Annotated in this window: 14 protein-coding genes; 3 read left to right on the top strand and 11 right to left on the bottom strand. The window is 64.7% G+C overall.

Annotated features, from left to right (window positions below):
• The coding region (locus LG367_RS07560; protein WP_226468609.1) for a hypothetical protein at positions 1-255 on the top strand (255 nt) is incomplete at its 5' end.
• A 578-nt stretch (positions 256-833) separates the two neighbouring features.
• On the opposite strand, the gene LG367_RS07555 is transcribed toward LG367_RS07560, so the two are convergent.
• The gene (locus tag LG367_RS07555; RefSeq protein ID WP_226468608.1) at positions 834-1,196 is read right to left on the bottom strand and encodes a hypothetical protein; all 363 of its coding nucleotides are present in this window, start codon (positions 1,194-1,196) and stop codon (positions 834-836) included.
• Between the two features lie 10 nt (positions 1,197-1,206).
• Complete coding sequence (locus tag LG367_RS07550) at positions 1,207-1,773, bottom strand: bactofilin family protein (RefSeq protein WP_226468607.1); 567 nt, start codon at positions 1,771-1,773, stop codon at positions 1,207-1,209.
• A gap of 325 nt (positions 1,774-2,098) precedes the next feature.
• Here LG367_RS07550 and LG367_RS07545 point away from each other — a divergent pair, with 325 nt between their 5' ends.
• Entirely contained in the window at positions 2,099-2,809 is a 711-nt protein-coding gene (locus LG367_RS07545; RefSeq protein WP_226468606.1) for an SDR family oxidoreductase, read from the top strand.
• Here the strand turns inward: LG367_RS07545 and LG367_RS07540 are convergent.
• The 8 genes from LG367_RS07540 to LG367_RS07505 form a co-directional block, all read right to left on the bottom strand.
• On the bottom strand, positions 2,781-3,071 hold the full coding sequence (locus LG367_RS07540) for a hypothetical protein (RefSeq protein WP_226468605.1): 291 nt from the start codon (positions 3,069-3,071) through the stop codon (positions 2,781-2,783). The genes LG367_RS07545 and LG367_RS07540 overlap by 29 nt on opposite strands.
• A gap of 19 nt (positions 3,072-3,090) precedes the next feature.
• Positions 3,091-4,698 carry a carboxyl transferase domain-containing protein gene (locus LG367_RS07535; protein ID WP_226468604.1) on the bottom strand — a complete coding sequence of 536 codons (1,608 nt, stop codon included), beginning with the start codon at positions 4,696-4,698 and terminating at the stop codon, positions 3,091-3,093.
• A gap of 169 nt (positions 4,699-4,867) precedes the next feature.
• Positions 4,868-5,293: a hypothetical protein gene (locus LG367_RS07530; protein WP_226468603.1), complete on the bottom strand. Its 426-nt coding sequence runs from the start codon at positions 5,291-5,293 to the stop codon at positions 4,868-4,870.
• Positions 5,294-5,459: 166 nt separating this feature from the next.
• Complete coding sequence (locus tag LG367_RS07525; protein ID WP_226468602.1) at positions 5,460-5,819, bottom strand: hypothetical protein; 360 nt, start codon at positions 5,817-5,819, stop codon at positions 5,460-5,462.
• 190 nt (positions 5,820-6,009) lie between these two features.
• A complete protein-coding gene (locus LG367_RS07520; protein WP_226468601.1) occupies positions 6,010-7,185 on the bottom strand; it encodes a thiolase family protein in 1,176 nt (391 codons plus the stop codon).
• A gap of 262 nt (positions 7,186-7,447) precedes the next feature.
• A complete protein-coding gene (locus tag LG367_RS07515; protein ID WP_226468600.1) occupies positions 7,448-8,620 on the bottom strand; it encodes an acyl-CoA dehydrogenase family protein in 1,173 nt (390 codons plus the stop codon).
• A gap of 1 nt (position 8,621) precedes the next feature.
• Complete coding sequence (locus LG367_RS07510; protein WP_226468599.1) at positions 8,622-9,368, bottom strand: carbonic anhydrase; 747 nt, start codon at positions 9,366-9,368, stop codon at positions 8,622-8,624.
• Between the two features lie 112 nt (positions 9,369-9,480).
• Positions 9,481-10,581: a Glu/Leu/Phe/Val dehydrogenase dimerization domain-containing protein gene (locus LG367_RS07505; RefSeq protein ID WP_226468598.1), complete on the bottom strand. Its 1,101-nt coding sequence runs from the start codon at positions 10,579-10,581 to the stop codon at positions 9,481-9,483.
• 509 nt (positions 10,582-11,090) lie between these two features.
• Between LG367_RS07505 and LG367_RS07500 the strand changes: the two genes are divergently transcribed.
• Positions 11,091-13,172: a C1 family peptidase gene (locus LG367_RS07500; protein ID WP_226468597.1), complete on the top strand. Its 2,082-nt coding sequence runs from the start codon at positions 11,091-11,093 to the stop codon at positions 13,170-13,172.
• Between the two features lie 237 nt (positions 13,173-13,409).
• Here the strand turns inward: LG367_RS07500 and LG367_RS07495 are convergent, their stop codons facing one another.
• Positions 13,410-13,730, bottom strand: coding sequence for a YXWGXW repeat-containing protein (locus LG367_RS07495; RefSeq protein ID WP_226468596.1), 321 nt, complete (start codon positions 13,728-13,730; stop codon positions 13,410-13,412).
• Positions 13,731-13,866 lie beyond the last annotated feature (136 nt).

Below are 13,866 nucleotides of genomic sequence, written 5' to 3'. Positions count from 1 at the left end.
CTGCGGATCGACTCGCCTAACTCGCCGCTCGCACAGCCGATGCCTTCACCGCTCAAGGTGGAGGGGATCATTCGACATCCCGCGGATGGTGGTTCCTGGGAATATCAGGTTGTCATCACCGTACGGGATGAGCGTGGTGACGAAGTGTCACGACACGTTGTCGGGGTTGGCGCGCTGCATCCGAATGAGCAGCGGACGTTTTCGTTGGCGGTGGAGATGTTTACGCCTGCTGTTAAGGGTGGGCGGCGGCATTGAGTCACGCCTGGCCTTTTTTGGCATCCGGCCCTAACTTCGTTGAAGAGCAGAAGCGTTTCGCCCCTTCGGGGCGAGTTCATTTCTTTTGGTAAGCCCCAAAAGAAACGAACCAAAGAAAAACGCTTTCCCCGACGAAGCAGCCCAAGGGTTTCGTTGCTATCGGGATTTTTCGACTCGCCATCCATGGCTCGGTCGAAAAACGGCGCACATCCCTGTGCGCCGCCCTCCGGGTCTCTGGTTGGTGAGGGCGTTCGAGCATCTTTAGAAGCGGAAGGTGAAACAAAGCCGAGCAAGCTCAGCTCTTGTTCTTGGCTGCTAAGAATCCCTGCGAGCCGCGATGTGCCTAGACCCGAAGGGCGGCGGGCAGGATGCCCGCCGTTTTCCGACCGAGCCATGGATGGCGAGTCGGAAAATCCTGGGGCGTTCTCCGCCATGGGATTGCTGTGTCGAGAAAAGCGTTTTTCTTTGGTTCGTTTCTTTTGGGGCTTACCAAAAGAAATGAACTCGCCCCGAAGGGGCGAAACGCTTCTGCTCTTCAACGAAGTTAGGGCCGGATGCCAAAAAAGGCCAGGCGTGACTCAATGCCGCCGCCCACCCTTAACAGCAGGCGTAAACATCTCCACCGCCAACGAAAACGTCCGCTGCTCATTCGGATGCAGCGCGCCAACCCCGACAACGTGTCGTGACACTTCGTCACCACGCTCATCCCGTACGGTGATGACAACCTGATATTCCCAGGAACCACCATCCGCGGGATGTCGAATGATCCCCTCCACCTTGAGCGGTGAAGGCATCGGCTGTGCGAGCGGCGAGTTAGGCGAGTCGATCCGCAGGTAATGCTTGCACGCGGGGCACACGGCCGCGCTTTCGAGGATGCGGGTCTTGCAATGGGGGCAGGTGCGCGTGGCACCTGCCGTGCCCGGACGGGCATTGTTGCTCACGAAATTGAGCTCACTGGATCGAAGTGGCTTCTTCCGATTCGGCCTTGGCGGCGGATGCCTTGCCGTTGCTCTTCGTGGATGTGGATTCCTTCTCGGGCCAGCCGCATTCGACGTGGCCGCGGATGCGCGCGCCGGCGGAGACGGTAAGGGAGCCGGCCTTGAGGTCGCCGATCAGCAGCGAGGAAGGCAGCAGTTCGACGTTGGAAGCCGATTCGATGTTGCCTTCGAGTTCACCGGCCACGGTGACTTTCTTCGCGCGCACGCCGCCGTTGAGCTTGGCGCCGTTCTCGATGGTGAGATCGCCCTGGACGTTGACGTCGCCCTTGAACTTGCCGGCGATGCGGACATGGCCGGTGCCTTCGATCTTGCCTTCGATGGTGAGATCGGCGGCGATCACCGATTCCTTGGCTTCCGGCTGCGGCGCCGGACGCGGCGTGGCGGGCTGCGCGGTCGGCGGCGTGAAATCGGCGAAGTCGGCGACGGCAGGCGTGGCCTCGCGCACGGGCTGTGCAGGCGGCGTGGATTGTTCGCCGAAGGGCAGGGGGTTCTTGGCGGAGTTCGGCTGGAAAATAGCCATGACGCGACTTCCTCGGAATTTAGGGACAGGAACGACGGGGCGAACGGCCAGACTAGCACGGCCTCGATGTGAGGATGGTGTGACGCCCCTCACCAAAACCGCTATCGCTCAACGGTTTGCGGGGCGATTACCAACCTGTACGCGAGGTTCTCCGAGGATCATGACGATGACGTGGCAATCGGCGACGTCTTCGCGTCATCTCCGCACCGTCTTCGCTTCGTCTTCCTGCGATCGGCGGCGGACCGCTGATTTCCACATGGCGCGCGAATGCCGCGGACGGGCACACCTAGAATCCCCGGATCATTCACGATCACGGAAAAAGTGCATGCGGGATCAACGGGTTGTCATCGTCGGCGGCAGTTCCGGCATGGGGTTGCGGGTGGCGCAGCTGGTTGTAGCGGCGGGCGGGCGCGTCGTGATCGGCGGTCGTGATCCGGACCGTCTGGCCCAAGCCGTGGCCACGCTGGGCGATCGGGCCGAATCGCGGCGCGTCGACAACACCGACAAGACTTCGATCGCTGCCTTCTTCGACGGGATTGGCGGCTTCGATCATCTGTTCACGCCGGGATCCTCGCAGCTGTCGGGCAGGATCGACGAGATCGACGACGACACGGCCGAGAGCCCGTTCCGCTCTAAGTTCTGGGGGCAGTACTACGCGGTGAAGCACGCCTTGCCGCACCTGGCCAAGACCGGCTCGATCGTGCTGATGTCCGGGGCCTACAGTCAGCGGCCGTTGGCGGGGGCGGCGGCCTATGTCGCCTGCAACAGCGCCATCGAAGGGTTGGCACGTGCATTGGCGGTGGAACTGGCACCGATCCGCGTCAATGCGATTTCGCCCGGCCTTATCGATACCGAGCTGTGGCAGAAGCGACCGAAGGAAGCGCGGGAGCAGGCGCATGCGCGCTATGCCTCGCTCTCGACGTTGCAGCGCGTGGGGACCGTCGACGAAGCCGCCGATGCGGTGCTGTTTCTGATGCGCAATACCTATACGACCGGCAGTGCGTTGTTCACCGATGGTGGCTATACGTTGCGCTGATTTTCCGGCGACGCGCCAGCCGGGCGAAGGCGAATTGCAGGGCTTTGGGAAATACGCCAAACGTCAGAGTGCAGAAGCCGACGGAGGCTGCGAAAAGAACCGCCGCATCGCGCGCGTAGATCGTCCAGTGCACCGGACCATGACCGAGCGAAATGGCTCTGCCTTGGTCCATGTAGGCGAGAAAGCTGCCGGCTACGAACAGAAGGCCAAGGAAGGCACCCACGGTGCCTGTGCTGATGAGCGTCTGTTTGAACTGGGTCATTGGATAGGAGTCCGTTCGGCTACATCCGGAACACGCCAAAGCGCGCCGGCTCGATCGGCGCGTTGAGCGAGGCGGAGATCGCCAGTCCAAGCACGCGACGAGTGTCGGCGGGATCGATGATACCGTCGTCCCACAGACGCGCGGTGGCGTAGTAGGGATTGCCCTGCGATTCGTACTGCGCGCGGATCGGTGCCTTGAAGGCGTCTTCCTCTTCCGTCGACCAGTTGCCGCCCTTGGCCTCGATGCCGTCGCGTTTCACCGTCGCCAGCACGCTTGCGGCCTGTTCGCCGCCCATCACGCTGATGCGCGCGTTCGGCCACATCCACAGGAAGCGTGCTCCATAAGCCCTGCCGCACATGGCGTAGTTGCCGGCGCCGAAGCTGCCGCCGATCACCACGGTGAATTTCGGCACGCTGGAGCAGGCCACCGCGGTGACCATCTTGGCTCCGTCCTTGGCGATGCCGGCGTTCTCGTATTTCTTGCCGACCATGAAGCCGGTGATGTTCTGCAGGAACACCAGCGGGATGCCGCGCTGGTTGCACAGTTCGATGAAGTGCGCGCCCTTGAGCGCGGACTCGGAGAACAGGATGCCGTTGTTGGCGACGATGCCGACCGGGTAGCCGTGGATGTGGGCGAAGCCGGTGACGAGCGTCTTGGCGTAGCGCGCCTTGAACTCGTCGAACTCGCTGCCGTCGACGATGCGGGCGATCACTTCCTTGATGTCGAACGGACGGCGTGTGTCTTTCGGCACGATGCCGTACAACTCCTCGGTCGCGTACAGCGGTTCGCGCGCCTCGCGCACGGCGACCGGCAGCACTTTCCTGCGGTTGAGATTGCCGACGAGGCTGCGCGCGATCTGAAGCGCATGGCGATCGTCCTCGGCGAAATGATCGGCCACGCCGGACACCGAGGTGTGCACGTCGGCGCCGCCGAGCGCTTCGGCATCGACGACTTCGCCGGTAGCCGCCTTCACCAACGGCGGGCCGCCGAGGAAGATCGTGCCTTGTTCCTTGACGATGATCGATTCGTCGCACATCGCCGGCACGTAGGCGCCGCCGGCGGTGCAGCTGCCCATGACCACGGCGATCTGCGGAATGTTCTCCGCGCTCAGCCGTGCCTGGTTGTAGAAGATGCGGCCGAAGTGCTCCTTGTCCGGGAATACCTCGTCCTGCAACGGCAGGAAGGCGCCGCCGGAGTCGACGAGATAGACGCAGGGCAGGCGGTTCTCGCGCGCGATCTCCTGCGCGCGCAGGTGCTTTTTCACCGTCATCGGGAAATAGGTGCCGCCCTTGACGGTGGCGTCGTTGGCGACGATGACGATTTCCTGTCCCAGCACGCGGCCGATGCCGCAGACGATGCCGGCGGCGGGCGCGGCATCGTCGTACATGCCTTCGGCGGCGAGCGGCGCGATTTCGAGGAAAGGCGAGCCCGGATCGAGCAGGGCGGTGATGCGATCACGCGCGAGCAGTTTGCCGCGTTCGGTGTGCTTGGTGCGGGCCTTCTCGCCACCGCCATCGGCGGCGCGCGCGAGGCGGGCTTCGAGTTCCTGCGTCAGCGCGCGATGGTAGGCGACGTTGTCGCCGAACTCCTGCGAGCGCGGGTCGAGTTGCGAAGTCAGTTCAACCATGCCGACGGCACCGAAAACGAAAGTGCAAGGATACCTGTCGCGGCATGCGTCGATGCGCTCCGCGAAGCGCCGTCGTCATCGACCGGCGCGAGGCATCGACGGAAAATGGCAAACCCCGGACACAAAAAAGCCCGCTTGCGCGGGCTTTTCTGCATCGTGCGAGACGATATTACTTCTTGGCGGCCTCTTCGACCTTCGCGGCGCCTTCCTTCACGGCACCAGCGGCAGAAGCGGCGGCGTCCTTGGCGGCGTCCTTGGCTTCACCAGCGGCGTCCTTGGCAGCATCGGCAGCCTGGGCAGCGGTGTCGCCAGCGGCAGCGGCGGCGTCGGCGGTGGTCGCAGCGGCGGCATCACCGGCAGCGGCAGCAGCGTCGCCAGCAGCGGCAGCGGCGTCGGCGGTAGCGTCGGCAGCCTGACCGGCGGCTTCAGCAGTGGCGTTGGCGGCGTCGGCGGTGGCGTCAGCAGCCTGGCCGGCGGCTTCGGCGGTGGCGTCGGCAGCCTGGTTGGCGGCGTCGGCGGCCTGGTCGGCCTGCTTCTGGCAAGCGGCGAGGGCGAAAACGCTGGCGGCGAGCAGAACGAGGAACTTGCTGTTCATTGGGGCACTCCGTTAATCGAGGGTGATGTTACGTTGAAGGGATCGTTGTTCTTACACTTATTTGTAGCACACATCGGTGAGGCTAGGTCTGCAGCCGTCTGTCACAACGGAAAAAGTCGCCGGCGAACCAGCGACTTCTCCGTTTCAACTTTTGCTTGAAGCCTGATTACTGCTTAGGAGCTTCTTCTTTCGCGGCGTCCTGTGCAGCGTCCTTCGCCTGCTCGGCGGTGTCGGCAGCCTTGTCAGCAGTAGCGGCAGCGGCGTCGGCAGCAGCGTCCGTAGTGGAAGCGGCGGCGTCGGTCGCGGACTGGCTGGCGGTCGCAGCGGCGTCAGCGGCGGTGTCGGCAGCCTGCTGCGCAGCCTGGGCCGAAGCGTCACCAGCAGCGGTGGCCTGGTCAGCAGCGGTCTGAGCGTCGGCGGCCGCATCGGCGGCGTCAGCAGCCGAACCCTCGGCTTGCTTCTGGTTGCTGCAAGCAGCCAGGGCAAAACCCAGAGCCAGGGCCAGCAGCGCCTTGTTGATCGTCATGTCAATCTTCCTCGTCGTTAAAGTTTGGCAACGCGCATAAATGCGCGCGGATACCATGATGACAAGCCCTTTTCGGCTGTCAAGCGGTTAGCCGGGTTTTTTTGTAAAGAACTTATTAAAGCATAGCAACCATTCAAGTTGATGCTCAAGTCAGTTCATCAAGTCGACTCCGTCCTTAAGACGTCGGCGCTTACACCAGTTCGATCGCGATCGCGGTGGCTTCGCCGCCGCCGATGCACAGCGACGCGACGCCACGCTTGCCGCCACGATCGCGCAGGGCATGAATCAGCGTCACCATCAGACGCGCACCGCTGGCGCCGATCGGATGGCCGAGCGCGCAGGCGCCACCGTTGACGTTGAGCTTTTCGTGCGGCACGCCGAGGTCCTTCATCGGTGCCATGGCGACGCAGGCGAAAGCTTCATTGACCTCGAAAAGATCGACGTCGGCGACCGTCCAGCCCGCTTTCTCGAGCACGTTTGAAATCGCTTTCACCGGCGCGGTGGTGAACCATTCCGGTGCCTGCGCATGACCTGCGTGCGCGACGATTCTGGCCAGCGGCTTGAGGCCGCGCTTGGCCGCTTCGTCGGCGGACATCAGCACGGTGGCGGCGGCGCCGTCGGAGATCGGCGAAGATGAGGCGGCGGTGAGCACGCCTTCCTTGCCGAAGGAGGGGCGCAGGGTCGGAATCTTCGCGGTGTCGATCCTGCCGGGCTGTTCGTCGGTGTCGACCACGACCTCGCCCTTGCGTGTAACCACTGTCACCGGAACGATTTCGTCCTTGAACTTGCCCTCGGCGATGGCCTGTTGCGCACGACGGGCGCTTTCGGCCGCATAGGCATCGGTCTGCTCGCGAGTGAAGCCGTACTTGGCGCAGGTGGCATCGCCGAACACGCCCATCGCCTTGCCGTCGTAGGGGTTGGTGAGGCCGTCCCAGGCCATGTGGTCGAGCATTTCGGTGCTGCCGTATTTGATGCCGGTGCGCGAACCGTTGAGCAGGTGCGGGGCGTTGGTCATCGATTCCATGCCACCGGCGACCACGACTTCGGCCGAGCCGGCCTTGATCAGATCGTGGGCGAACATGATCGCCTTCATGCCCGAGCCGCACACCTTATTGATGGTGGTGCAGCCGACGGCGTCGGGGATGCCGGCACCGCGCGAGGCCTGGCGGGCGGGCGCCTGGCCGAGGCCGGCCGGCAGCACGCAGCCCATGATCACCTCGCCGACCTGATCCGGCGCGATGCCAGCGTGTTCCAGCGCGCCGCTGATCGCGGTGGTGCCGAGGGTCGGCGTGGGGACGCCGGTGAACTGACCGAGGAAGGAGCCGATGCCGGTGCGCTTGGCGCCGACGATGACGATGTCGCTCATTAGATAGGAACTCCGAAGGCGGGCCGGGGGACGGCGCCAGGAAAACCCGAATTATGCGACTCGTGCTGCGCTGCGGCAAACCTGGGCCGTCCAAAGGATGCGGCGCCAGCAGAGGGCGTGATCCGCGGGTTTGCGGGATTTGCTTCGGGAAGAGGCGCACTGCCGTCCCTGGCGCGGCACATTGGCTTCGGAACGTCCCGCCCGGCCATCCTTGGCCGGGCGCTCGCCTGAGCATGACCCGCTTGAGGCGGGTCATGAGCGCTCAGGCTCGCCCTTCGAACAGCTCCCGCCCGATCAGCATGCGCCGGATCTCGTTGGTGCCGGCGCCGATGGCATAAAGCTTGGCATCGCGCAGGATGCGGCCGGTGGGGTATTCGTTGATGTAACCGTTGCCACCGAGCGCCTGCAGCGCTTCCAGCGCCACCTGCACGGCGGCTTCGGAGGCGTGCAGGAGGCAGGAGGCGGCGTCCATGCGCGACTTGTGCCCGGCGTCGTAGTCGCGCGCCACCTGATAGGCGAAGGCGCGGCTGGACTGCAGGGCGGTGTACATGTCGGCGATCTTCGCTTGCATGATGCCGAAGGTGCCGATGGCGGCGTTGAACTGTTTGCGTTCGCGCACGTAGGGCAGGGCGGCGTCGAGCGCGGCCTGCATCAGCCCGATCGGCCCGCCGCTGAGCACCAGGCGTTCGGTGTTGAGGCCGGACATCAGCACCTTGACGCCGCGATTGACGTCTCCGAGTACGTTCTCGGCCGGAATCTCGCAATTCTCGAACACGAGCTCGCAGGTGTTGGAGCCGCGCATGCCGAGCTTGTCGAGCTTCTGCGCGGTGTGGAATCCCTTCATGCCGCGCTCGACGATGAAGGCGGTCATGCACTTGCTGCCGGCGTCCTTGTTGGCGGTGCGCATGTAGACCACCAGCACGTCGGCCTCGGGGCCGTTGGTGATCCACATCTTGTTGCCGTTGGCGATCCACACGCCGTCGCGCCCCGCTTCCGGATGGAATTCCGCGCGGCAGGACATCGAACCGACCACATCGGAACCCGCGCCGGGCTCGCTCATCGCCAGCGCGCCCTTCCATTCGCCGCTGCACAGCTTCGGCAGGTACTTCTCGTGCTGTGCCTGCGTGCCGTTGGCGTAGAGATTGGACACGCACAGATTGGAGTGCGCGCCGTAGCTTAGGCCGACCGAACCGGACGCGCGCGAGATTTCCTCCATCGCGACGAGATGGGCGAGGTAGCCCATCTCGCTGCCGCCGAACTCGCCTGGCACGGTCATGCCGAGCAGGCCCATCTCGCCGAGTTTCGGCCACAGGTCCTGAGGGAAGGCGTTGTCGTGATCGATCTGCGCGGCGCGCGGCGCGATCTCCGCGGCGGCGAAGCGCTGGACCGCTTCGCGCAAGGCATCGATCTCTTCACCCAGGGGAAAACTGCGCATATCAGCCCTCGTAACGAATCAGTGGCCGCCCGTTGAGCGGTTGGATCTGGCGGTTGTTGTGGCGGTAGTGGCTCAGGAAGGCGTCGATCTGCGTCTTCGACATCGACACCGGCTCGGGCAGCACGTACCACTCGACATTCTCCGTCAACGGCGGCGTGGTAAGCGAGCCCAGGTAGTGGTAGTAGCCGAGTTTGTGCGGGAGCAGGGCGGCGATGTCGATCTGCGGCTGCGGCAGCTTGCCGCCGGCGGCGGCGAGGTCGTCGAGCAGCACCTGCACCGCCGGATTGGCGGCGCCTTCGCGGTACATCACGCCGATCACGGCCAGGCGGCCATCCTGCGCCTTGAACACGAAATGGCCTTCCAGCGGGAAGTGCTTGCCGTCGAGCGTGTGCTCGCTCTCGGCGTGGAAGTGGAACTGGTTGAGCGTGAAGTGACGGCCACGGATGTCCGCCTCGGTGGTGTGCGAATCCACCTGCACGGCATGGCCGTTGTCCTCGACCTTGTCGACCTGCGCGCCGGTGAGATGCTGCAACTGCAGCGCGAGCGGCTCGTTGGGAACTGCTTTCTGCGCGTCCGTGGTGACGATGTCGATCGGCGACTGCGCGTGATCGAGCGTGCCCTTCCAGGCGCTCTGGTGGTCGTAGTCGAGATGCCCTTCCTTGTGGGTACCCTCCTTGACCTGTGCGCCGGCGACGAGGCTCAGCGTGACGGCGGTGGCGAGGAGTGTGGCGATGACGGTCGTGCGCATAGGGGAATCTCCGGCTTTTCTGCAAGGCAATGGGGGAGGTGCGCGAAGCGGTTTTCGCTTCCGCGGTCCCCGTATACAACGACGGGGCTCTTCGCCCCGTCGTCGTGCCATGTCAGTGGTTGCGGATCCGGCCCTTGAAGCGCGGCGTGTTGCGACCCATCGGCAGCTTGAGCTTGCCGATGGCGGCGATGCGCTCCTCGGCGAGGCGGTCTGCGGCCTGGTAGGTGGGGATGCCGTCGCGCTCGGAGATTTCGTAGATGCGCGCCAGGTTGTGGTAGATCGTGCGCATCATGCGCATGGCGCGTTCGCGGTTGTAGCCGTCCAGCTCCAGCGCCACGTTCATCACGCCGCCGGCGTTCACCGCGTAGTCGGGCGCGTAGAGGATGCCGCGCTTGACCACTTCGTCGCCGATGGCGTTGTTGGCGAGCTGGTTGTTGGCCGCGCCGCAGATCACCTTCGCCTTCAGGCGCGGCAGGGTCTGTTCGTTGACGGTGCCGCCCAGCGCACACGGGGAGTAGACATCGGCGTTGACGTCGTAGATCTCGTCCGCGCCCACGGCTTCGGCACCGTATTCACTGACCGCCTTGTCGATCAGCTGCTTGTTGATGTCGGTGACGAAAATCTTGGCGCCGCGTTCCTTCAGCAGTTTGACGAACTCCATGCCGACATGGCCCAGGCCCTGCACGGCATAACTATATTTGCCGACTTCCTCGTCGCCGAACTTGCGGTTGAGCGTGGCCATCAGGCCCTGCAGCGTGCCGTAGGCGGTGAACGGCGAGGGATCGCCGGAGCCGCCGTGCACCTGGTGCACGCCGGTGACGTATTCGGTTTCACGGAACACGTATTCCATGTCGTTGACGTCGATGCCGACGTCCTCGGCGGTGATGTAGCGGCCGCCCAGCGATTCGACGAACTGACCGAACGCGCGGAACAGCGCTTCCGACTTGTCGGCGGCGGGATCGCCGATGATCACGGCCTTGCCGCCACCGATGTTCAGGCCGGCGACCGCGTTCTTGTAGGTCATGCCGCGCGAGAGGCGCAGCACGTCATTGAGCGCGTCCTGCTCGGTCTTGTACGGCCACATGCGCGTGCCCCCCAGGGCCGGTCCGAGCACCGTGTTGTGGATCGCGATGATGGCCTTCAGGCCCGCGTCCTTGTTGTGGCAGAACACGACCTGCTCGTGGCCGTAGGTGTCGAGGTGTTCGAAGATCATCGAAAAACTCCGTGCATGGCACCGGCCGCGCTGGCGGGCGACGCTTGCGATGTGAAAGAGGTGTGTGTGGTAAGTGATTGACTTGTCTGGCTTCAATGCGCGGAGCGGGGGCGGGCCGGCATCGAAGGCGCGGTATTTTACGCGTCCCTTCCCCTAAAAGCCCGTACAGCACGGTAGGGCGGTGTAGAGCGCCGCAATGCGACTGGTGCGGCAGCGAGGCGCGCAGCATCGGGACTAGCATGGCGCGGGCCGCACAGAAGCGGCCCGCCGACGGGCAACAACTGTCCGGTCTGAGGGTGGGAATCCCTCGCATGGGCAACACGAAAGGCGGTCACTGGCCGCCTTTTCAATAAGCGCTGATGTGTCAGGCCTGTGCTTTGCTTCACGTTACCTAGAACAAGTATCCACCGGTCGCTGTCGGCGAGACGCTTCCCGGGCATCCTATTGTTTCCACACCGTATTCGTCGTCCGCATTTCGGACGCGCCACCCAAGTTCCAGGAGCATCGCCATGGCTGCCGCCAAGAAGAAGACGTCCGACGCATCGCCAGCTTCGCGCCTGCTCGACGCGCGCCCCGATACCGCGGACTTCCGCGACCGCATGTTCGAACCCACGCTCGTGGACGTGCCCACCAGCATGCCGCTCTCGCGGCACATCGCGCTGAAGGTGCCGGTGCTGAACCAGGGCAACGAAGGCGCATGCACCGCGTTCGGCCTGGCGACAGTGGCGCACACGCTGATGCGCACGCGCGGTTCCGGTGCCGAGAAGGAGCGCGTCAGCACGCGCATGCTCTACGACATGGCGCGCCGCTACGACGAATGGCGCGGCGAAAGCTATTCAGGCTCCAGCTGCCGCGGTGCGATGAAGGGCTGGCACCGCCACGGCGTGTGCTCGGAAAAACTCTGGCCGTACAAACCAGGCGAGAAACTGGAGCCCTACACCGACGAACGCGCGAAGGATGCGCTGCGTCGTCCGCTCGGCGCGTACTTCCGCGTCAATCACAAGGATTTGGTCGCCATGCATGCGGCCTTCGCCGAAGTGGGCGTGCTGTTCGCCTCGGGTTCCGTGCATGAGGGGTGGTGGGATCCGCCGTCCGACGGCAAGATCATCTGGCGCGGGCAGGACGTCGTCGGCGGCCACGCCTTCGCCATCGTCGGCTATGACGAGAATGGTTTCTGGATTCAGAACTCCTGGGGCCCTTCCTGGGGCCATCGCGGCTACGGCCACATCAGCTACGACGAATGGCTGCAGTACGGCGACGATGTCTGGGTGGCGCGGCTCGCGGTGCCCGTGCATCTGCAGCGCGCGGAATCGGCGGCGGTCAGCATCTCGCCGCTGGGACGCCAGTCGGGCGGCTATGCACAGGCCGGTTTGCGCCCGCACATCATCAGCCTCGGCAACAACGGACGGTTGCGCGAGAGCGGCCGTTTCGGCACCACCGCCGACGACGTGCGCAACCTCATCCGCGAGGACATGCGCCAGACCATGCAGGGCTGGAAGAAGAAGCGCGTGCTGCTGTACGCGCACGGCGGTCTGGTGCCGGAGGATTCGGCGATCCAGCGCGTCGCCGATTACCGCGACGCCTTCCTGCGCCAGGAAATCTATCCGCTGTGCTTCGTCTGGAAGACCGATTTCTGGACCACGCTCGGCAACATCCTGCGCGACAGCGCGCGCCCGCGCAGCGAGGGCGCCTTCGATCGCGTGCGCGACCTACTGCTAGACCGTCTCGATGACACGCTCGAACCGCTCGCCCGCGCCGCCGGTGGCAAGGCGCTGTGGGACGAGATGAAGGAGAACGCGCTGCTCGCCACCACCGCCGTGCAGCGCAATGCCGAGGGCGGCATGCAGGAGGCGGGTGGGGCATCGCAAGTGGCGCGTCTGCTGCATGAATGGATGCAGCAGGATTCGTCCGTGGAACTGCATCTGGCCGGACACAGCGCCGGCTCGATCCTGCTGGCGCCGTTGTTGCAATTGCTCACCACACAAGGACAGGTGATCGGCGGACCGGCGCACGGCATGCAGGGCATGGGCGCGAAGATCACCAGCCTGAACCTGTGGGCGCCGGCGATCACCATGGACATGTTCATGATGACCTACGTGCCGGCGCTCGAATCCGGCGCCATCGAACGCGCCGGCCTGTTCACGCTCACCGACAAGGCCGAGAACGACGACAGCTGCGCGCGCATCTACAACAAGTCGCTGCTGTACCTGGTCGCGCACGCCTTCGAGACACAGCCGCGCAGCTGGATCGACCGCCGGCTGAGCCAAGGCACGCCGCTTGCCGGCATGGCGCGTTTCATCGCCGCGAAGAAAATTGAGGATCAAGCCTTCGGCTACGAGCGCGTGCACAAGCTGATCAAGAACGGGCGCCTCGACTGGATCCTGTCGCCGACCTCCGACCAGCTGCGGGGCTCGGCGCATGCGGCCAATGCCACCACGCATGGCGGCTTCGACGACGATCGCGCGACACTGGAAGCGACCGCCGCCCGCATCCTCGACAAGAAACAGGCAACCGAACGGTTCGGCATCCATCGCTCCGAATCGGGATTGCGCGACCGTTGCACGGAATTGATCAGCGCGCTCGATGCGTAGAACGCTCAAACGCCTGTTGTTGGTCGCGGTTGTCGTGTTCGTCGCCGGCCTTCTGCTTCCGGAACATGTCACGGAGGGCAGGGCGCGCTGAGCTGTGGCGGACGACATGCGCTTCGATCAGTTCGTGATGCCGTCCACGGCGAAACATCGCCGGCTTCTGATCGTCCGGCCCGGCCTTCCGTGGCCGGTCGTTCGGGACGCGATCGATGCCGATAGGGCATCGACTACGCGTGCTCCTCACCCACGTGCCCAGTAACCGGCGTGGAAGCGCCAGTCCGGTCCATGCCGATACCACCGCGCCGGCCGATAGACATAGCCCGCGCGAACCGGCACGTAATAACCGGCAACCCAGACATGCCGACGACCGCTCCAGCGCCAATAGCCGGGCGTCCACACATAGCCCGGACGCACCACGACACGCTCATAGCGCGGAGGCGGCGGCGCCACGCGCACGCTGACCCCGATATACCCGGCCGCCTGCGCCTCACCGCTGTGCAGGCCGCCGCCGAGCGCGGCCAGACCGATCGCCGCCGACAACACCAAAGGACGCAACATCATGACGCTCTCCTCGTATCCGGTGCCCATGCACCGTTCGATGATGGAAACGTCACGGCCCGATGCCTGTTGACCGGGGCATCGGCGATGTTCAGGCGCCGGCCATCCATCCGGTCGCGCACGGTCCGCCGGCCACAAC

Source organism: Luteimonas panaciterrae (assembly GCF_020511115.1).
Lineage (GTDB): Bacteria > Pseudomonadota > Gammaproteobacteria > Xanthomonadales > Xanthomonadaceae > Luteimonas > Luteimonas panaciterrae.
Note: the sequence above shows the minus strand (reverse complement) of the source record. Positions and strands in the feature narration are given on the sequence as shown.